This window comes from Methylobacterium sp. 37f, from assembly GCF_023093475.1.
GTDB lineage: Bacteria > Pseudomonadota > Alphaproteobacteria > Rhizobiales > Beijerinckiaceae > Methylobacterium.
Window position 1 is genome coordinate 64,169 of the sequence record NZ_JAGHKN010000015.1, and the last position, 18,178, is coordinate 82,346.

20 protein-coding genes and 1 other RNA gene are annotated in these 18,178 nt (G+C 69.1%); 11 read left to right on the forward strand and 10 right to left on the reverse strand.

All coding sequences use genetic code 11. The features are described from left to right. Positions 1-62 precede the first annotated feature (62 nt). The 4 genes from J7U37_RS12380 (at position 63) to J7U37_RS12395 (ending at position 3,657) form a co-directional block, all read left to right on the forward strand. Entirely contained in the window at positions 63-821 is a 759-nt protein-coding gene (locus J7U37_RS12380) for a GNAT family N-acetyltransferase (protein ID WP_247635911.1), read from the forward strand. A gap of 164 nt (positions 822-985) precedes the next feature. Next, a complete protein-coding gene (gene secG, locus J7U37_RS12385) occupies positions 986-1,396 on the forward strand; it encodes a preprotein translocase subunit SecG (RefSeq protein ID WP_056188778.1) in 411 nt (136 codons plus the stop codon). Positions 1,397-1,585: 189 nt separating this feature from the next. Beyond that, positions 1,586-3,214, forward strand: coding sequence for a CTP synthase (locus J7U37_RS12390; protein ID WP_056188775.1), 1,629 nt, complete (start codon positions 1,586-1,588; stop codon positions 3,212-3,214). Positions 3,215-3,354: 140 nt separating this feature from the next. Next, positions 3,355-3,657: a hypothetical protein gene (locus J7U37_RS12395; protein ID WP_056188772.1), complete on the forward strand. Its 303-nt coding sequence runs from the start codon at positions 3,355-3,357 to the stop codon at positions 3,655-3,657. 44 nt (positions 3,658-3,701) lie between these two features. On the opposite strand, the gene J7U37_RS12400 is transcribed toward J7U37_RS12395, so the two are convergent. From J7U37_RS12400 to J7U37_RS12410, 3 genes are all read right to left on the reverse strand, one after another. Next, on the reverse strand, positions 3,702-3,926 hold the full coding sequence (locus J7U37_RS12400) for a hypothetical protein (RefSeq protein ID WP_056188769.1): 225 nt from the start codon (positions 3,924-3,926) through the stop codon (positions 3,702-3,704). Positions 3,927-4,115: 189 nt separating this feature from the next. Further along, entirely contained in the window at positions 4,116-5,030 is a 915-nt protein-coding gene (locus tag J7U37_RS12405) for an alpha/beta hydrolase (RefSeq protein WP_247635912.1), read from the reverse strand. Continuing rightward, the gene (locus J7U37_RS12410; protein ID WP_247635913.1) at positions 5,027-6,040 is read right to left on the reverse strand and encodes an SDR family oxidoreductase; all 1,014 of its coding nucleotides are present in this window, start codon (positions 6,038-6,040) and stop codon (positions 5,027-5,029) included. Before J7U37_RS12410 ends, J7U37_RS12405 begins: the two co-directional genes overlap by 4 nt. 189 nt (positions 6,041-6,229) lie before the next feature. Between J7U37_RS12410 and J7U37_RS12415 the strand changes: the two genes are divergently transcribed. The 3 genes from J7U37_RS12415 to J7U37_RS12425 all read left to right on the forward strand — a co-directional run bounded on the left by J7U37_RS12415 (position 6,230) and on the right by J7U37_RS12425 (position 9,091). Next, complete coding sequence (locus J7U37_RS12415) at positions 6,230-6,682, forward strand: DNA polymerase III subunit chi (RefSeq protein ID WP_056188763.1); 453 nt, start codon at positions 6,230-6,232, stop codon at positions 6,680-6,682. Between the two features lie 368 nt (positions 6,683-7,050). After that, entirely contained in the window at positions 7,051-8,676 is a 1,626-nt protein-coding gene (locus tag J7U37_RS12420) for a peptidase S10 (RefSeq protein WP_247635914.1), read from the forward strand. Positions 8,677-8,686: 10 nt separating this feature from the next. Then, entirely contained in the window at positions 8,687-9,091 is a 405-nt protein-coding gene (locus tag J7U37_RS12425; protein ID WP_247635915.1) for a hypothetical protein, read from the forward strand. Between the two features lie 9 nt (positions 9,092-9,100). Here J7U37_RS12425 and J7U37_RS12430 read toward each other — a convergent pair whose 3' ends face one another. From J7U37_RS12430 to J7U37_RS12460, 7 genes are all read right to left on the reverse strand, one after another. Then, positions 9,101-10,114 carry a peptidoglycan -binding protein gene (locus J7U37_RS12430; RefSeq protein WP_247635916.1) on the reverse strand — a complete coding sequence of 338 codons (1,014 nt, stop codon included), beginning with the start codon at positions 10,112-10,114 and terminating at the stop codon, positions 9,101-9,103. Between the two features lies 1 nt (position 10,115). After that, positions 10,116-11,111, reverse strand: a complete 996-nt coding sequence (locus J7U37_RS12435; protein ID WP_247635917.1) for a MotA/TolQ/ExbB proton channel family protein — start codon at positions 11,109-11,111, stop codon at positions 10,116-10,118. A gap of 145 nt (positions 11,112-11,256) precedes the next feature. Beyond that, entirely contained in the window at positions 11,257-12,078 is an 822-nt protein-coding gene (locus tag J7U37_RS12440; RefSeq protein ID WP_247635918.1) for a TIGR00282 family metallophosphoesterase, read from the reverse strand. Positions 12,079-12,087: 9 nt separating this feature from the next. Continuing rightward, positions 12,088-12,696, reverse strand: a complete 609-nt coding sequence (locus J7U37_RS12445) for a 5-formyltetrahydrofolate cyclo-ligase (RefSeq protein WP_247635919.1) — start codon at positions 12,694-12,696, stop codon at positions 12,088-12,090. Further along, positions 12,686-12,843, reverse strand: a non-coding RNA gene (gene ssrS, locus J7U37_RS12450) — 6S RNA. Before ssrS ends, J7U37_RS12445 begins: the two co-directional genes overlap by 11 nt. A gap of 80 nt (positions 12,844-12,923) precedes the next feature. After that, positions 12,924-13,283, reverse strand: coding sequence for a cell division protein ZapA (gene zapA, locus J7U37_RS12455; RefSeq protein ID WP_056188746.1), 360 nt, complete (start codon positions 13,281-13,283; stop codon positions 12,924-12,926). A gap of 36 nt (positions 13,284-13,319) precedes the next feature. Then, the gene (locus tag J7U37_RS12460) at positions 13,320-13,682 is read right to left on the reverse strand and encodes a DUF4164 domain-containing protein (protein WP_348772992.1); all 363 of its coding nucleotides are present in this window, start codon (positions 13,680-13,682) and stop codon (positions 13,320-13,322) included. A gap of 425 nt (positions 13,683-14,107) precedes the next feature. Here J7U37_RS12460 and gap point away from each other — a divergent pair, with 425 nt between their 5' ends. The 4 genes from gap to fba all read left to right on the forward strand — a co-directional run bounded on the left by gap (position 14,108) and on the right by fba (position 18,163). Further along, positions 14,108-15,115, forward strand: coding sequence for a type I glyceraldehyde-3-phosphate dehydrogenase (gene gap / locus J7U37_RS12465; protein ID WP_056188743.1), 1,008 nt, complete (start codon positions 14,108-14,110; stop codon positions 15,113-15,115). An 84-nt stretch (positions 15,116-15,199) separates the two neighbouring features. Then, a complete protein-coding gene (locus J7U37_RS12470; RefSeq protein ID WP_247635920.1) occupies positions 15,200-15,652 on the forward strand; it encodes a hypothetical protein in 453 nt (150 codons plus the stop codon). A gap of 38 nt (positions 15,653-15,690) precedes the next feature. Next, positions 15,691-16,893 carry a phosphoglycerate kinase gene (locus J7U37_RS12475; protein ID WP_247635921.1) on the forward strand — a complete coding sequence of 401 codons (1,203 nt, stop codon included), beginning with the start codon at positions 15,691-15,693 and terminating at the stop codon, positions 16,891-16,893. 196 nt (positions 16,894-17,089) lie between these two features. After that, on the forward strand, positions 17,090-18,163 hold the full coding sequence (gene fba, locus J7U37_RS12480; RefSeq protein ID WP_056188733.1) for a class II fructose-bisphosphate aldolase: 1,074 nt from the start codon (positions 17,090-17,092) through the stop codon (positions 18,161-18,163). Positions 18,164-18,178: the final 15 nt, after the last annotated feature.

An 18,178-nucleotide genomic window follows, 5' to 3' on the forward strand; every position in this document is an offset into this window, starting at 1 on the left:
CACGGCACCGAAAATTTGGACGTGTGAACCCGATAGGCCCGGCTCGGCAGGGGAGGGCGGACATGTCCTGGACGTCGGATGCGGATCTGCACTGGTCCGTCGAGGAGGCCTGTGCCAACGCCCGACCTTCGCCGAACCAGATCGTGTTCGGGGGCTGGCTTCTGCGAGCCTCCGGCGGGCCGACCCGGCGCACCAACGCGCTGAACCCCCTGCGCGGCCGGCGCGACGATCCTGCGGCGGTAATCGCTGCGGCCGACGCGGTCTATCGCGCCCTCGGCCAGCCGCTGATCGTCCGCGTTCCCGATCTCGCCCCCGAGATGGATGCGGCCCTGGACCGCCTGGGCTTCCGGGCCGAAGGCGAGACCGACACGCTGTTCGCCGCCGGCGCGGCGTGCCACGCGCCCGCGCCGGCCGATCTCGTCCTCACGCCCGAACCCGATGCGGCCTGGTTCGCGGCGCAATCCGCCTGCGAAGGTCCCGTCTCCGCCCCCGCCGCGCAGACCTACCGGGCTTCGCTCGCCAGCCTCCTCCTGCCGCGCGTCTTCGCACGGCGCATGCGGGACGGGCGGCCGGCGGCAGTCGGCTACGGTGCCCTCGATCGTGGCCTTCTGGTGCTCGAATCGGTGGTCACCCATCCGGAGCATCGCCGGGCGGGACACGCGACGGCGCTCGTCGCCGGCCTGATGGCTTGGGCTCGGGCGCGGCAGGCGGAGGGGGCCTGCCTGCAGGTCGTCGCCGACAACGGGCCGGCCCGGGCGCTCTACGAAACCCTCGGATTCTCGCGTCGGTTGTACGGCTACCGCTACCGGCGCCGCGACTGAGCCGGCCGGCCGGGCGCCGGTTGGCGCAGGCAGCCATCTGGTGTATGGCCCCACGACATTGTCGGCGGCGCCAGGACTCTCCGGCCCGTGGCGCGCCCGCGTCCGACCCAATGCCCGACCGGGCTCGGGGCCGGCGCGCATATGGTGAAGATTCCGGATTTTCGATGCAGACCGTTCTGATCTCGATCCACCTCATCGTCGTCCTCGGCCTGATCGCCGTGGTCCTGCTCCAGCGCTCCGAGGGCGGTCTGGGCCTCGGTGGCGGCGGCAGCGGTGGGGTCGCGGGCTTCATGACCGGTCGCGGTCAGGCCAATGCGCTCACCCGCGCCACCGCGATCCTCGCCGCCCTGTTCTTCACCACCAGCATGGCCCTGGCGATCCTGTCGCACCGCAGCGCGGCACCGCGCTCGATCCTCGACGGGACCGGCACCAGCCAGCCCGCGACCCAGCCGAATGCCGGCAACCTGCTCGACACCCTGCGGAACCAGGGCGGCGCGCAGCCGGGCACTCCGGCGCAGGTGCCCGAGACCGCGCCGGCCCAGCCGGCCGTGCCGCAGGCGCCGCAATCGCGCTGAACGTGTTGAGCCGGGGCGTTCGCCGCACCGGACGATTGTGAAGAGCGCGGCGTCCGAGGCATCGGGCGCCGCACAGCGTTCCACCGCCACGCCGAAACGAGTGTCTCACCGCGCCTGCGACCGCATGGCGGGGGACAAGCGTTTTTGTCGTTTGGCGAATCGTTCTCCCTTGTTTATGGACCGAGGCCCATGACGCGGTACGTATTCATCACCGGCGGCGTGGTTTCCTCGCTCGGCAAGGGCCTCGCATCGGCGGCCCTCGCGGCCCTGCTCCAGGCACGGGGCTACAAGGTCCGCCTGCGCAAGCTCGACCCCTACCTCAACGTCGATCCGGGCACGATGAGCCCGACGCAGCACGGCGAGGTGTTCGTCACCGACGACGGCGCGGAAACCGATCTGGACCTCGGCCATTACGAGCGCTTCACCGGTGTCGCCGCGACCCGGGCCGACAACATCACCACCGGCCGGATCTATCTCGACATCATCACCAAGGAGCGGCGCGGGGATTACCTCGGCGCGACGATCCAGGTGATCCCCCACGTCACGAATGCGATCAAGGACTTCGTCCTCGAGGGCAACGAGGCCTTCGACTTCGTGCTGGTGGAAATCGGCGGCACGGTCGGCGACATCGAGGGCCTGCCGTTCTTCGAGGCGATCCGCCAGCTCGGCCAGGAGCTGCCGCGCGGCGCCACCGCCTTCGTGCATCTCACCCTGCTGCCCTACATCCCGTCCGCCGGCGAGCTGAAGACCAAGCCGACCCAGCACTCGGTCAAGGAGCTGCGCTCCATCGGCATCCAGCCCGACATGCTGCTGTGCCGCTGCGACCGGCCGATCCCGTCGGACGAGCGGCGCAAGCTCGGCCTGTTCTGCAACGTGCGCGAGACGGCCGTGATCGAGGCCCGCGACGTCGATTCGATCTACGACGTGCCGCTGTCCTATCGCGAAGCCGGCCTCGACCGCGAGGTGCTGTCCCATTTCGGCCTGCCGTCGCAGGACGAGCCGGACCTGTCGCGCTGGCGCACCATCTCCGAGCGGGTGAAGAACCCCGAGGGCGAGGTCTCCATCGCCATCGTGGGCAAGTACACCGGCCTCAAGGACGCCTACAAGTCGCTGACGGAGGCGCTGACCCATGGCGGCATCGCCAACCGGGTCAAGGTCAACCTCGAGTGGATCGAGGCCGAGGTCTTCGAGCGCGAGGACCCGGCACCGTTCCTCGAAGGCATCCACGGCATCCTGGTGCCCGGCGGCTTCGGCCAGCGCGGGGCCGAGGGCAAGATCCGCGCGGCCCGCTACGCCCGCGAGCGCAAGATTCCGTATTTCGGGATCTGCTTCGGCATGCAGATGGCGGTGATCGAGGCGGCCCGCTCGCTGGCCGGCGTCACAGGAGCGAACTCCACGGAATTCGGTGAGACCGCCGAGCCGGTGGTCGGCCTCCTGACCGAGTGGCTGAAGGGCAACGAGCTGGAGCGGCGCGCGGCGGCCGGGGATCTCGGCGGCACCATGCGGCTCGGCGCCTATCAGGCGAGCCTGCGGCCGGACACCAAGATCGCCGAGATCTACGGCACCACCGACATCTCCGAGCGCCATCGCCATCGCTACGAAGTCAACATGGCCTATCGCGAGTGCCTGGAGGCCAAGGGCCTGCGCTTCTCCGGCCTCTCGCCGGATGGGCTCCTGCCGGAGACCGTCGAGCATGTCGGCCACCCGTGGTTCATCGGCGTGCAGTTCCACCCGGAACTGAAGTCCCGCCCCTTCGAGCCGCACCCGCTGTTCGAGAGCTTCGTCGGCGCCGCCATGGTGCAGAGCCGGCTGGTCTGAGGCAGCGCGTGACCCGGCCGACGGGCTCGGCGGCGACCCCGAGACCCGGCGGCGCGGAACATCCGCTCCGGCTCTGCCATTGACAGCGGCCCGAGGCGTTTATCCGCCTCCTCGGGAAGTCCCCGCACCGGAGCTGCCTTATGCCGCCGACCTTCACCGCCGAATTCGAGACCCGTCGCGACGCCGAGATGAGCGTGGAGCATCTCGTCCAGGAGCACGGGCTCGACCGGAAGGCGATCATCGTCGTCTCTGCGGGCGACCAGAACAGCGCCGGGGTCGAGCAGGCCGGTGCAGACCTGGAGGACGGCCGCAACAAGACCGAGACCGAGGGCGAGCCCGCCCTGACCGGTGCGATCCAGGTTCGCGTCGAGGCCGACGACACCCAGCGCGGCGTCATCGACGAATCGTTCTCGACCTTCGGCGGCAAGATCCGCCAGGTTTGATCGGACGTTTGCGTCTGATCGGAGCCCCCGGTCGGGGGGCGCCCTCAGGCGGCGAGCTTGACCTCGACCGGGGCCACGGACGCCCGCGGTCCGAACAGGTGCTGATGCAGGGCGTTCGGGCAATGCGCCCGACCGGCCGCATCCGTGATGACGACCTCGGTCATCCCCGCCACCATCAGCGACCAGCCCTGCTCGACGGCGCCCAGGATCGAGCTGTGACGAAAGCTGAAGCGGCGCTCGGACACGCGCGCGCTGACGGTGAAGTTCACGGGGGATATCCTCATGTGATCGCGGCGCGAACCGATCTGGGGCACGCGCGCCGATGAACGGATGAAAGGGCAGGGGAGGCGTCGGCGATCCGCAGGCCGGGTGCGGCTGCGAACAGATCGTGTGTGCCCTGCAATAGTGGCTCTTGATTGACGAAGCCTGAGGAGAATCCGGCGGCCGGCGATTTCTTTTCAGACCTTTTCGTGGCCCTGTCCGACGATGGCCCGCGTGGCCGCCAGCACGGCCTCCGGGTGCTGGTGGTGCAGCATGTGCCCGGTGCGCGCGAGCCCGCTGAAATGGGCGCCCGGAATGCGGTGGGACGCCCAGAGCCCGTGGCGCGGCGTGCTGACCACGATATCCGAATCACCCCCGAGGATTCGCACCGGCACCCGGCAGGTGTGATAGGCGAGGGCGCTCCGGATCAGGCCCGCCAGGAGGCCGGCCGCGTCCTCGCCCTCCGCCACCAGCTGCTCCGCGTTTCCCGCGAGCCCGAACGGATAAGCTTCGGCATAGCCCTGCGGCATCGTCCCGGGCAGGAACATGGCGTTCCACAGCAGCGGCAGCAGGGCCGGATCGGACGAGCGTCCGAGTAACCCCGACAGCCAGTTGCCGCCCGGCACCGCCCGGGGGCCGAACAGCAGGTGTTCGAGGCGGGGTTCGGGGAAGCAGATCGGCGCCAGCGCCACAACGCCCGCGATCGTATCGGGGAATTGCAGCCCGTACGCGAGGGCGACGGCGGCGCCGAACGAGTGCCCGACGATCACCGGCCGCTCCAGGCCGAGGGCCGCGATCCCGTCTCGGATCAGGGCGGCCTGTCGCCAGGAATGGGCATCGGCTGGTCCGCTGCGCCGGCTGAAGCCGTGTCCCGGCCGATCGACGGCGATCACCCGGAACTGCCCGGCCAGCATCGGCACCGGGCCGAGCCACATGTCCTCCAGCGACATCAGCGTCCCGTGGATGACGACCACCGGCGGTCCCGTGCCGGTCTCCGCATAGGCGAGCGTCCGGCCGCCCCCGAGATCGAGGGTGGAGCGCGGCACCAGGCGCGCGGCAACGGTGGGCGACAGCACCCCGATGGGGCTGGCGATCGGCTCGGGCTCGCTCACAACGGGCGCCGGCGCCGACGGCTCTGGCTGGCGACGAGGGCGGTCGCGGCGAGGCCGAGGCCGATGCGGATGGCCGTCGCGGCGGGATGCAGCGAGGCTCGGGTGTAGGTGCTGGTGCGCCGGACATAGCCCGGCTGGTCGCCATGGGCCTCGCCGTCCTGGCCTGGATTGTGGAGCGCCCCTTTCGGATCGCGCGGCGTCTCGCTGCGCTTCTGAAAGGCGATGATCGCCGGGGCCAGCAGGTCGTAGGCGCCGGGCGAGAATTCCTTGAGGCTGGTCAGGGCCTTGCCGCCGCCGCCGACCACGATGTCCCGCTCGGGGTGCACGGCGGCATGCAGGATCGCGTGCGCCACCTCCTCCGGCCGGTAGACCGGCGGCGGCAGCATCGGCTCGTGGTCCATGTAGTTGCGAGCGCGGTGCGGCAGCGGCGTATCGATCGAAGTCGGCTTGATCAGCGTCACCGAGATCGGCGCGCCCTCGTGGACCAACTCCATGCGCAAGGCGTCGGTGAAGCCTTTGATGGCATGCTTGCTGGCGCAGTACATGCCCTGGAACGGGAAGGCGAGATCGCTGGCGACGCTGCCGATGTTGATGAGACTTCCGCCGCGCTCGCGCAGGTGCTCCACCGCGATCAGCGAACCGTAGACAGTGCCCCACAGGTTGGTCTGGAGCAGGCGCTCGTGGTCGGCATCGGTGACCTTGCCGAGCGGTCCGTAGATGGTCAGGCCGGCGACGTTGACCCAGGTGTCGAAGCCGCCGAACGCCGCGATCGCCCGGTCGGCGATGGCCTGCACGTCGGCGCGCTTGCCGACATCGGCCGCGACGGCGATAGCGTGGCCGCCCTGGCTCTCGATCTCCTTCGCGATGCGTTCCAGGGTGTCCCCGCTCCGGGCCGCCAGCACCACCCGCGCGCCGGCCTGCGCCGCCATCCGGGCCGTCGCGAGACCGATTCCGCTCGATGCGCCCGTGATGACGATGACTTGGTCGCGCAGCTTCTTGCGATGGTGCATGGTGGTGGCTCCCCGGGTGGTCGGTTCGGATCGCCCGAACGCCTGTTGGTACGGTTACTCATCGAACGCCCGAGGGTTCTGTCGTGGAACGGCCTGCGCGGTTTTCACGCGCGCGTTTTCCGGGGCTCGCCCGGGTGGGGCGGGACGGACCGGCTGGCAAAGGCGCGCGATAGGACTACCTTGCAGCCTGTGACCGAGATCCTGTTCTACCATCTGCAGCACCAGCCCCTCGAGGCCGTCCTGCCGAACCTGCTGGAGCGCTCCCTGGAGCGCCAGTGGCGCGCGACGATCCAGGCCGCCAGCGAGGAGCGCCTTCAGGCCCTCGACGACCAGCTCTGGACCTACAGCGACGACAGTTTCCTGCCGCACGGGACCGATCGCGATGCCGATGCGGCGAGCCAGCCGGTGGTGCTGACCCTGAAGGACACCAACCCCAACGCGGCCTCGATCCGCTTCCTGGTGGAGGGGGCCGACCTGCCGCCGGATGCCGCCGGTTACGCCCGCATCTGCGTCCTGTTCGACGGGACCGACCAGGAGGCCCTCCTGCGCGCGCGCGCGCAGTGGAAGCAGGCCAAGGCAGCCGGTCACACCATTGCCTACTGGCAGCAGGACGAGGACGGCCGCTGGCAGAAGAAAGCGTGATCCGCTGTTCGGCCAATCGGCCCGGAGGATCTGACCCGGCGGCGCCTCCGCTTTCGGACGGCTTTCATCCTCACGCAATACAGCGCAACACCGCCCCTCTTCCCAGCGAACCTCGGGTTCGTGGAGAGGTCTTGGTAGTGCCACCACCCGTTGTCATCCCGGGGCCGCGCAGCGGAACCCGGGAACCAGAAACTGCAATCTTGCGGAGACTTGCACGGTCAGCGGCGCTGGACTGCACGCCTCCGGCGCGCGCCTTCGGGTCCGGGTGCGCCTGCGCCGTCTCTTCCCCTGCGCCGTCTCCGAGTCGCTGGGTCGGGGCCGGTCTGATCCCGCCGCCGCATCACGACCCGTCGCCGAGAGGATCCCCCATGAGACGACACGCCAAGAGACGACACGCCCTGAGAGGTTGCGCCATCGGCCTCGCGTCCCTGATGCTTGCCGCGCCGTCGCTCCAAGCCCAGCCCGCCCCGCAAGCCCAAGCGGCGGAAAAGGCGCAGCCGAGCGACAAGCCCGCAGAGGCGCGCAAAAGCCCGGACAAAAGCGCCGAGACGCGTGGCATCCCCGGCGGCAAGCTGCCGGCCGATGCCGTGACCGAGCACAGCGTCACCTTGCCGGGTGGCCGCGTCCTCGCCTTCACGGCCCGGGCCGGCAGCCTGCCGCTGGTGGACGAGGCGGGGAAGCTTCAGGCCGAGATCGCCTACATCGCCTACACGCTGAAGGGTCAGGACGGGGCGGCCAACCCGGGCGAGGGGGGGCGCCCCGTCACCTTCGCGCTGAACGGCGGGCCGGGTGCCGCCTCGGCCTACCTCAATATCGGGGCGATCGGCCCCTGGCGCCTGCCGGTGGAGGGCGCCAGCATCAGCCCCTCGGCACCCATCGGCCTCGTGCCGAACGACGGCACCTGGCTCGATTTCACCGACCTCGTCTTCATCGATCCCATCGGCACCGGCTACAGCCGCGCCGCCGACGGCGATGCCAAGCGCTACTGGAGCATCGACGCCGATGCCTCGGTGCTGTCCTCCGCCATCGCCCGGTGGCTGCGCACCAACGACCGCATGGCCGCGCCGAAGTTCTTCGTCGGCGAGAGCTACGGCGGATTTCGCGGCCCCCTGATCGCGTCGAAGCTCCAGGAGGAGATCGGGGTGGGCCTGTCCGGCATGGTGCTGCTCTCGCCCGTGCTCGATTTCGCCTGGCTGCAGGCGCCGCGCACCACGCCGTGGGGCCACGTCATCAAGCTGCCGTCCTTCGCCGCCGCCGCCATCGAGCGGGCGGGCGGCACGCCGACGCGCCAGACCATGGCCGACGCGGAAGCCTACGCCACCGGCCCCTATCTCGCTGACCTGCTCAAGGGTCCGTCCGACAGCGCCGCGGTCGCGCGGCTCGGCGACCGGGTCGGTGCCCTGGCGGGTCTCGACCCGGCCTTCGTCCGCCGGCAGGCCGGGCGCCTGTCGGGACAGAGCGTCCAGCGCGAGATCGGCCGCGACACCGGTCGGGTCACCAGCGCCTACGACACCGGCGTGACCGGCTGGGACCCGGACCCGAGCGCGGCCTATTCAGGCTTCGAAGACCCACTGCTCACCGGGCTCCAGGCGCCGCTGACCAGCGCCATGCTGGCGCTCTACACCGAGAAGCTGAACTACCGGGTGCCGGACCTGCGCTACGAGCTGCTCAACAGCGCGGTGAACCGGGGCTGGACCTGGGGCGGCGGCCGCTCGGCACCCGAGGCGCTCGGTGCCCTGCGCGGCGTGCTCGCCCTCGACGGCAACCTCCGGGTGCTGGTCGCCCATGGCTACACCGATCTGGTCACGCCGTACTTCGCCTCGAAGCTGCTGATCGACCAGATGCCGGCCTTCGGCGGCGGACGCCTCGATCTCGCCGTGTACCCCGGCGGGCACATGTTCTATTCCCGTCCCGATTCGCGCGCCGCCTTCCACACGGATGCGGCGGCTCTCTTCGCGGCCGCGCTCAAGGCGCGCAACGCCGCGCAGCGCTGAGGACCTGTCCGTGCCTGCTTCCTTCCGCCCGCGTCTGCTCGCTTCCATCGCTGTGATCGCGCTCGGCCTCTCGGCCTGCACCAGCACCGAGGAGGCCCGCGCGCCGGCGCCCGCTCCTGCGCCTGTCCCGGTGGCCAAGCCTACCCCGGTGGCGAAGCTTGCCCCGGTGGCGACCTTCTCAGGGCCGGTCCTGACCCAGGAGGGGACCTGCACCGCCCCGGCCCCCGTAGGCGCGAGCGCCATCGAGATCGGCATCGGCGAATGCGATTTGGTTCGTCTGAAGGGCAAGCCGCCCACCGACGTCCTGGTCGGCGAGGGGCGTTCGGGACGCGAGGTGCAGGTGCTCTACAACGAGCCGGGCGCGAAGGAGCTGTACTTCTTCGTCAACAACCGTCTCGACCGGATCGTGAAGTGAGGCGCCGCCTCACCGTTCGGTGAGCTTCATCTCGATCCGGCGGTTGCGCGCATAGGCCTCCTCGGTCGTTCCGGCCTCGATCGGCTGGAACTCGCCGAAGGCGGCGGCGAGCAGGTGCTGGGGCGGGATGCCCTTGGCCACCATGGCCTGCACCACCGCGATGGCGCGGGCCGCCGAGAGTGCCCAGTTCGAGGGGAACTGCGACGACGCGATCGGCCGCGCATCGGTGTGGCCGTCGATGCGCAGCACCCAGGGAATGTCGGCCGGGATCTGCTTCGACAGATCGAGGATGGCTCCGGCGATCCGGTCGAGTTCCGGGCTCGCCTCGGGCTTCAGGCTGGCGGAGCCGGCGGGGAACAGCACCTCGGATTGCAGCACGAAGCGGTCGCCGACGATGCGGATGTCCGGGCGGTTGCCGAGAATCTGGCGCAGGCGCCCGAAGAAGTCGGACCGGTAGCGCGCCAGTTCCTGGACCTTCTGCGCCAGCGCGACGTTCAGGCGGCTCCCGAGATCGGCGATGCGCGCCTGACTCTCGCGGTCGCGATTCTCGGAGGCCGCCAGCGCATCCTCCAGCGCCGCGAGCTGCCGGCGCATCGCCGCGATCTGCTCGTTCAGAAGATCGATCTGCGACGCGGCCCGGGCCGTGTTGGCGCGCTCGGCCGCCAGCTGCCTGTCGACCTCGCCCTGGCGCCCGGCGGAGCCCTGCGCCGCCTCGGCCTCGGCCTTCAGGCGATCCCGGTCGGCCTGCGCGCCCAGAAGGGTGCTGCGCAGCGACGAGGCCTGCTCCTCCTGGGTCTTGCGGGTCGAGCGCTCCAGCGCCAGCAGGTCGGTGAGATCGGCGATCTGGCGATTGAGCCGGGTCAGGACCGAATCACGGCCGCTGATCTCCTGCGACAGGAAGAACTGCCCGACGACGAAGATCGTCAGCAGGAAGACCACCGCCAGCAGCAGCGTCGCCAGGGCATCGACGTAGCCCGGCCAGACGTTGAGGCTCCGGTCGCGGCGGACGCGGGTCGAGGCCATCTCAGTTCCGCTCGCGGGCCAGGCGCTCCAGCACCTGCTTCAACTCGCGCTCGCGATTCGCCTGGGCCTCGACCCAGTCGCGAATCATCTGCTGCTCGGCGCGCATGTGCTGGACCAGCCCCTGGATGCCCTCGGCCAGATTGGTCATCGCCTGCGTCGCCACCCGGCCGTTCGCACCCTCCGAGACCACCGCGGTCAGCCGGTCGACGGCATCCTTGAGCTCCCGGGCATTGGCGGCGTCCTGGACCGGAAGCGGCGCGGCCTGCGGCTTCGCGAAGGCCGCGACCTCGACGCGACCCTGCGGTATATCGCCGGACAGCAGCCAGTCCTCCAGCTCGTTGTGGAAGCGGGCATGGGCCTGCCCGGCCTGCAGGTCGAGGAAGCCGATGATCAGCGAGCTCGCCAGGCCGAACAGCGAGGCCGAGAAGGCGAGACCGATGCCGGAGAGCGGCACCGCGAGCCCGTTCTTCAGCTCGTCGAACATCGCCGCGGCCTCGCCGCCGCCCCGCATGGTCCGGATCACGGCGCCGACCGCGCTCAAAGTGTCGATCAGGCCCCAGAACGTGCCCAGCAGGCCGAGCAGGATCAGGAGGCCTGAGACGTAGCGCAGGATCTCGCGTCCCTCGTCGAGGCGCGCCGCCGCCGTATCGAGGAACGCGCGGGACGTCGGCAGCGTGACGCCGTCGTGCCGGGCCGCGATTGCGGGTGCCAGCGGCGCCATCAGCGGCGGCGCCCGGCTCGGGCTCTCGCCGGCCGCGACCGCGTTGACGTAGGCCGTCTCGCGGTAGAGCCGGATCACCTGTCCGAAGGCCAGCAGCACCGCGATCAGCAGGACGCCGAGGATCAGCCCGTTCAGGCCCGGATTGGCCAGAAAAGCCGGCGTGATCTGCCGGAACAACACGAAGGCGAGGAAGCCGACGAGGATCAGGAAGACCAGCATCCGAACGAGGTAGATGCCGGGCTTGGCGATCGTCGCGGGTGCGGTGGGGGTCGCCATCGTTTCGGGCACACTCTTCGACGCGGAACTGGCAGCCCGCGCGCGGCGGACCTCGGGACGAACCCGGCGGCACATTGCAGGGTGGTTCGGCCCCGATCAAGTCGCGGGAGGCGTGATCCCGTGGAAGCGCACGGCGTTGCGGCCCCTAATCCCAGTCGCGCGGCCAGGTCTCTTCCAGGTGCGGACCGAGCCGGACGGCCGCGACGCTCCTGGCTAGGCCGGTGGCATCGTCGGTCTCCACCGCGATCCCGCACATGGTTCCCTTGCCCTGAGCGGCCTCGAGGCGGGCGCCGGGCGTCTTTTGAAGGAAGCGGCGCAGCGGCTCGTCCTTCTGCATGCCGAGGATCGAATCGTAATCGCCGCACATGCCCGCATCCGAGAGGTAGGCCGTGCCGCCGGGCAGGATGCGGTGGTCGGAGGTCGGCGTGTGGGTGTGGGTGCCCACCACGAGGCTGGCCCGCCCATCGAGGAAGTACCCGAAGGCCTGCTTCTCGCTGGTGGCCTCCGCATGAACGTCGACGATGATCGCGTCTGCGACGGCACCGAGCGGACAGGCGGACAATTCTCGCTCCGCCGAGGCGAAGGGATCATCGAGGGCATCCATGTAGATGCGTCCCATGACGTTGAGAACCAGGACGCGCGCCCCTTTCCGGGTCTCGACGACGGTGGCGCCACGCCCCGGCGTCCCCACCGGATAGTTCGCGGGCCGGACAAGCCGCGTCTGGCGCTGGATGAACACCAAGGCTTCGCGCTGATCGAAGGAGTGATTGCCGAGCGTCACCGCATCGGCACCCGCCTGAAGGAGTTCATCGCAGATGGCTTCGGTGAGCCCGAATCCGCCAGCGGCGTTCTCGCCGTTGATCACCACGCAATCGAGGCGCCAGCGCTCGCGCAATCCGGGCAGGCGGTCCGTGATGACGGTCCGGCCGGGGCGGCCGACCACGTCCCCGAGGAAAAGAATGCGCATCGCGAAGGGTCAGGTCCGTATCAGCGGGACGGCGCCCGCTTCGGTCACGAGATGATCCAGGGGCTGGTCATGCGGCTCGGCGGGGACCTCGTCCACCGCCTGAACCGAGAAGGCGATCCCGATCGTCAGCACAGGGCCGTTGCGCGACAGGCGCTCGATGGCCTGATCGTAGTAGCCGCGACCGTAGCCGACGCGATGGCCGCGCCTGTCATAAGCCGCCAACGGAACGATCAGGGCAGTGGGATCGAGCGGGGGCAGATCGTCGTGCGGTTCGCTGAGGCCGAACCGTCCGGCCACTAGGGCTTCGCCCTCGCGCCACTCCCGGAACACCAGTCCGGCGGGCGTGACCTTGGGCAGAGCGATCCGTTGACCGCGGGCGAACAGCAGGCGGGCGAGGGGACGCGGGTCGACCTCGCTGCGGATCGGCCAGAACGCTCCGACGATGGCGGCCTCAGCGAGGGACGGAATGCCCATGACGATGCCGGCGATCCGCTCGGAACCGATCCTTCGGTCCTCGGACGGCATGGCGTCGCGTCGGGCCAGGGCCGCGTTACGCAGAGCCGCTTTCCGGGCGGAGATCGCGATGTCGGGGGGGGAAGAGTCTGAGTGCGGAGCCACGTGAGCCGTTGGAGTGTCGATCCCGGGAAACCTACAGTGTAGGTGGGCGCCGTGTTGGCCAAGTCCAGGGACAGGGCCAGGGACAGCTCCCTTGGGAGTCGATAAGGCCCCGGGGAAAAGTTCTCCTGACGGACCCGGCAGCCCCGCATCCCCCATGTAGCGTCGGCAGGGGAATGGCGCCAGGGGGGTGCGGTCGCGGTCCGTCGAAATACCGGCGGATCGGGGTCTCAGCCGGCGGAAACCAGGTGTGCCAGGCGTTCGATCCGGTCCGCGCATCGTTCGAGGCCCGCAGCCACCTGCGCCTCCTCATCGGCTCGAACCGCATCGGCGGATTCCACTCGGGCTCGCAGAGCGGCCGTCTCCTGTTCCAGGGCGGCGAGGCGCCCTTGCGCCTCCTGCAGTTCGTCGGCCTGCATCAGCGCGGCCATGACGTGCAGCCGCATGTCGCCGATCTCGCCGAAGGCCCGTCGCATCTCGGTGATGCGGGCGTCGAGGCCCTGCGCCAGCGCGGTCAGGTGCGCCTCCTCACCATCGGCGCAGGCCATCCGGTAGTTTTTGTCGTCGATGGTGACGTTGATCTGGGGCATTGGGCTTCGGAGTGATCGACCGTGACGCGTCAGGAGTTAGCGGCTGGCGCGCGAGGGCGCCAGCACGCCCTCGACCGCATCGATCGCCTGGCCGAGCCGATGCTCGACATTCGCCGAGGTCGCCTCGACTTCGGCCAATCGGGCGCTCGCGGCGTCGAGTTCGGCTGCGAGCCGCGCTCTGTCCTCCCCCATGATCGCCAATTCGGTTTCCAGGTCGCTGGGATCGCGCTCCGCCTCGAAGCGCTGGGTCACCGCACCTTCCAGCCGTGTCAACACGGATTCGAGGCGTTGCAGCGCGTGGTCGATAGCCTGGCTCACGGACGGTCGCTCTTCATGGTCCACATCTTTCTCGCGGGTGCCGATCCGCTGTTTCCGCGGGGTGTGGAGCCGGAGATCCACTGACGGAGGGCTGTCGGAGGACCGGGTTCTGCATTCGCACAGCCACAGCGTACCCGCATGCAGTCGTCGATCCAGCCCTCCGAGTACGCCATGTGACCTTTGCCAGGATTTGTCACCATGTTAGAGACCGGCCGCTCGCAGACCGGTTATACGGCATCCCGAGACACTTACAGGCAGCTTGTCAGGAGATCCGGCGATAGCCCGGGTGATCCGAGGAGCCGCCTGATCAGGGTCCCGCCGCACGCTTCCTCCGGTCTCCGGCCGCACATGACGGCCTGCATTGGCGCGACAATTCATCTGTCGTTCAACCGGGGCGGGCTGAGAGCGGACGACAGATCGAGGCCTGCCCGTCGGGCGCGCCGCGACGATCAACATGCTGAAGGGTGCCGCGAAGCCGGCGCCCGAATTTGGGAAGGACTCACGCCGTGTCGGTGAAGGTTGCCATCAACGGGTTCGGACGCATCGGCCGCAACGTCCTGCGCGCCATCCATGAGGCCGGCCGCCAGGACATCGAGGTGGTGGCGATCAACGATCTCGGTCCGGTCGAGACCAACGCCCACCTGCTGCGCTTCGATTCGATCCATGGCCGGTTCAACGCCAAGGTCGAGGTCGATGGTGACTGCATCGTCGTCGATGGCAAGCGCATCCGGGTCACGGCCGTGCGCAACCCGGCCGAACTGCCGCACCGCGAACTCGGCGTCGATATCGCCCTCGAGTGCACCGGCATCTTCACCTCGAAGGACAAGGCCAAGGCCCACCTCGACGCCGGTGCGAAGCGCGTCATCGTCTCGGCCCCCGCCGATGGCGCCGACCTGACGGTGGTGTACGGCGTCAATCACGACCAGCTGACCGCCGACCACCACGTCATCTCCAACGCGTCCTGCACCACCAACTGCCTCGTACCGGTGGCCAAGGTGCTGAACGATCTCGTCGGGATCGAGCGCGGTTTCATGACGACGATCCACTCCTACACCAACGACCAGCCCTCGCTGGATCAGATGCACAAGGACCTCTACCGGGCCCGTGCCGCCGCGCTCTCGATGATCCCGACCTCCACGGGGGCTGCCAAGGCCGTCGGCCTGGTGCTGCCGGAGTTGAAGGGCAAGCTCGACGGGACCTCGATCCGCGTGCCGACCCCGAACGTCTCGGCCGTCGACCTCGTGTTCACGGCCAAGCGCCAGACCACGGTCGAAGAGATCAACAACGCGATCCGGGCCGCTGCCGATGGTCCGCTGAAGGGCGTGCTCGCCTATACCGATCAGCCCAACGTCTCGATCGACTTCAACCACGATCCCCACTCGTCGACCTTCCACCTCGACCAGACCAAGGTCATGGACGGCACCTTCGTGCGCATCCTGTCCTGGTACGACAACGAGTGGGGCTTCTCGAACCGCATGGCCGACACGGCTGTGGCCATGGGCAAGCTGCTCTGAGCCACGCCATCGTGTGCCGGATCGCCCGTTACGGACGATCCGGCGCAGTTCCAGGCAAGCGCGCTACAGGCTGGTGTTCCTGACATGACAGAGACTTCCCCTACCGGACGCGACTTCCTCCCAGGTAACCCAGCGTCGCCGCCCTCGACGGCGGCGACCGGCCCGGGCGCGACCCCGCCCGTGGTGGTCGGCAAGGCGGAACCCCTGCCGGCCCAGAACGGCGCGCCCGGCGGCGACCAACTTGCCCGGATCGAGGACAAGTGTGCCCGGATCGAGGACAAGTACGCCCGCTCCGAGGCCCTGCTCTCGCGGGTCGAGGAGAAGGTCGAGGGCGCAGCCGGCCGCATGAACGAGGCAGCCCGGCAGAGCGATCTCTCGGCCCTGCGTAGCGAAGTGCGCGCCATCGCCGACCGCACGCGCGGCCTGCCCGGCTCCGGCGCCTTGGTGTTGACTGCCGTGATCACCGCTGTGCTCACGGTGGCGCTCACCATCGCGGCGCAGCGCTTCCACCTCGACGCTCTGCTGCCCCCGCGCTGACCGCATCCCGCTCCGATCCTTCCAACGCTCAGGCCCCGATGACCGCTTTCCGCACCCTCGACGATGCCGGCCCGCTTCAGGGCAAGCGCGTGCTCCTGCGCGTGGACCTGAACGTGCCGATGGAGGCCGGGCGGGTCACCGATGCCACCCGTATCGAGCGGATCGTACCCACCATCGAGGACATCGCCGGCAAGGGCGGTCGTGTGGTGCTGCTGGCGCATTTCGGTCGCCCAAAGGGCAAGCCGGTGGCCTCCGAATCCCTGAAGCCGGTGGTCGAGACCCTGAGTCGAAAGCTTGGTCGCCCCGTCGCCTTCGCCGAGGATTGCGTCGGTCCAGTTGCCGCCGAGGCGGTCTCTCGCCTGAAGGACGGCGAGGTCGTGCTGCTCGAGAACACCCGGTTTCATGCCGGTGAAGAGAAGAACGACCGGGCCTTCACCGAGCAGCTAGCCGCCAACGGCGATCTCTATGTGAACGAGGCGTTCTCGGCCGCGCATCGTGCCCATGCCTCCACCGAAGGTCTGGCCCATCTGCTGCCCGCTTATGCCGGTCGCCTCATGCAGGCGGAGCTCGAAGCGCTGACCAAGGGCCTGGAAGCGCCGACCCGCCCGGTGATCGCGCTGGTCGGCGGAGCCAAGGTCTCCTCCAAGATCGATCTGTTGCAGAACCTCGTCGCCAAGGTCGACATGCTGGTCATCGGCGGCGGCATGGCCAACACCTTCCTGCACGCGCAGGGCAAATCCGTCGGCAAGTCCCTGTGCGAGAAGGACCTCGCCGATACCGCCCTGCGCATCATCGAGGCGGCGAAGGCGGCCCAGTGCCGGATCATCCTGCCCGTCGATGCCGTCTCGGCCTCCGAGTTCAAGGCGAATGCCGCTCATGAGACCGTTCCGGTGGATGCCGTGCCGGCGAGTGGCATGATCCTGGATGCCGGCCCGGCCTCGGTCGCCGAGATCAACGCGGCCATCGACGAGGCCGCGACTTTGGTCTGGAACGGGCCGCTCGGTGCCTTTGAGTTGACGCCCTTCGACGCTGCGACGGTCGCAGCCGCCCGGCACGCGGCCGAGCGCACGAAGGCCGGGAAGCTCGTTTCGGTGGCGGGCGGCGGCGATACGGTCGCGGCCCTCAACCACGCGGGTGTGGGCGAGACCTTCTCCTACGTTTCCACCGCCGGCGGCGCCTTCCTCGAATGGCTGGAGGGCAAGGCCCTGCCGGGCGTCGAGGCCCTTCGCGCGAAGGCCTGAGCGAACGGCGCCCGGCAGACCGGGCGCGGGTGGACGAGGCTCCTAGACGCAGGGCTGCCTCCCCGGATTGCTGTCCCGCGAGAGTTGCAACGGATCGCCAAAGGTCCGAAAAGACGAACTAAATTCGAATGACCGTGCGCTTCGGTGCAATAATTGACGGATCGCCTCGGCGGCGATCGTATCTGAGGAGAAATCCATGGCCCGCATCACCCTGAGGCAGCTCCTGGACCATGCCGCCGAGCACGAATACGGTGTGCCGGCGTTCAACCTGAACAACATGGAGCAGGGGCTCGCCATCATGGCGGCGGCGGATGCCACGGATTCGCCCGTCATCCTCCAGGCGAGCAAGGGCGCGCGCGCCTATGCCAACGACATCGTGCTGGCCAAGCTGATCGACGGTCTGGTTGAGATCTACCCTCACATTCCCGTCTGCATGCATCTTGACCACGGCAGCGACGAAGCAACCTGCGCCACGGCGATCCAGTACGGCTTCACCTCGGTGATGATGGACGGGTCGCTGAAGGCGGACGGCAAGACTCCGGCGGATTACAACTACAACGTCGAGATCACCCGCAACGTCACCAAGATGGCCCACTGGGCCGGCGTCTCGGTGGAAGGTGAGCTCGGCGTGCTCGGCTCGCTCGAGAGCGGGCAGGGTGAGGCCGAGGACGGCCACGGCGCAGAAGGCGTGCTCAGCCACGACCAGCTCCTGACCGATCCGGACGAGGCGGTGAAGTTCGTCGAAGCCACCAAGGTCGACGCCCTCGCGGTGGCGATGGGCACCTCGCACGGGGCCTACAAGTTCACTCGGAAGCCCGATGGCGACGTGCTGGCCATGAACGTGATCGAGGAGATCCATCGCCGGCTGCCGACGACCCACCTCGTGATGCACGGCTCCTCGTCGGTGCCACAGGACCTGCAGGACATCATCAACCAGTACGGCGGCGAGATGAAGCCGACCTGGGGCGTGCCGGTCGAGGAGATCCAGCGCGGGATCAAGCACGGCGTGCGCAAGATCAACATCGACACCGACAACCGCATGGCGATGACGGGCCAGATCCGGAAGATCCTGGCCGAGAACAAGGCGGAGTTCGACCCGCGCAAGTACCTGAAGCCCGCCATGGAGGCGATGACGAAGCTGTGCCGCCAGCGCTTCGAGGAATTCGGCACCGCCGGACAGGGCTCGAAAATCCGTCCGGTCTCCGTGGCGACCATGGCCAAGCGCTACGCCAACGGCTCCCTCGATCCGAAGATCGGGGCGGCGGGCTGAGGCCCGCGAAAGGAC

Coding starts and splice junctions, on each gene's coding strand:
- J7U37_RS12440 (WP_247635918.1), bottom strand. CDS start 12,078: ATGCGCATTCTTTTCCTCGGGGACGTGGTCGGCCGCCCCGGCCGGACC.
- zapA (WP_056188746.1), bottom strand. CDS start 13,283: ATGCCCCAGATCAACGTCACCATCGACGACAAAAACTACCGGATGGCC.
- J7U37_RS12410 (WP_247635913.1), bottom strand. CDS start 6,040: ATGCACCATCGCAAGAAGCTGCGCGACCAAGTCATCGTCATCACGGGC.
- J7U37_RS12430 (WP_247635916.1), bottom strand. CDS start 10,114: ATGGCCTCGACCCGCGTCCGCCGCGACCGGAGCCTCAACGTCTGGCCG.
- J7U37_RS12390 (WP_056188775.1), top strand. CDS start 1,586: ATGACGCGGTACGTATTCATCACCGGCGGCGTGGTTTCCTCGCTCGGC.
- J7U37_RS12475 (WP_247635921.1), top strand. CDS start 15,691: ATGACCGCTTTCCGCACCCTCGACGATGCCGGCCCGCTTCAGGGCAAG.
- fba (WP_056188733.1), top strand. CDS start 17,090: ATGGCCCGCATCACCCTGAGGCAGCTCCTGGACCATGCCGCCGAGCAC.
- J7U37_RS12470 (WP_247635920.1), top strand. CDS start 15,200: ATGACAGAGACTTCCCCTACCGGACGCGACTTCCTCCCAGGTAACCCA.
- J7U37_RS12380 (WP_247635911.1), top strand. CDS start 63: ATGTCCTGGACGTCGGATGCGGATCTGCACTGGTCCGTCGAGGAGGCC.
- secG (WP_056188778.1), top strand. CDS start 986: ATGCAGACCGTTCTGATCTCGATCCACCTCATCGTCGTCCTCGGCCTG.
- J7U37_RS12420 (WP_247635914.1), top strand. CDS start 7,051: ATGAGACGACACGCCAAGAGACGACACGCCCTGAGAGGTTGCGCCATC.
- J7U37_RS12435 (WP_247635917.1), bottom strand. CDS start 11,111: ATGGCGACCCCCACCGCACCCGCGACGATCGCCAAGCCCGGCATCTAC.
- J7U37_RS12395 (WP_056188772.1), top strand. CDS start 3,355: ATGCCGCCGACCTTCACCGCCGAATTCGAGACCCGTCGCGACGCCGAG.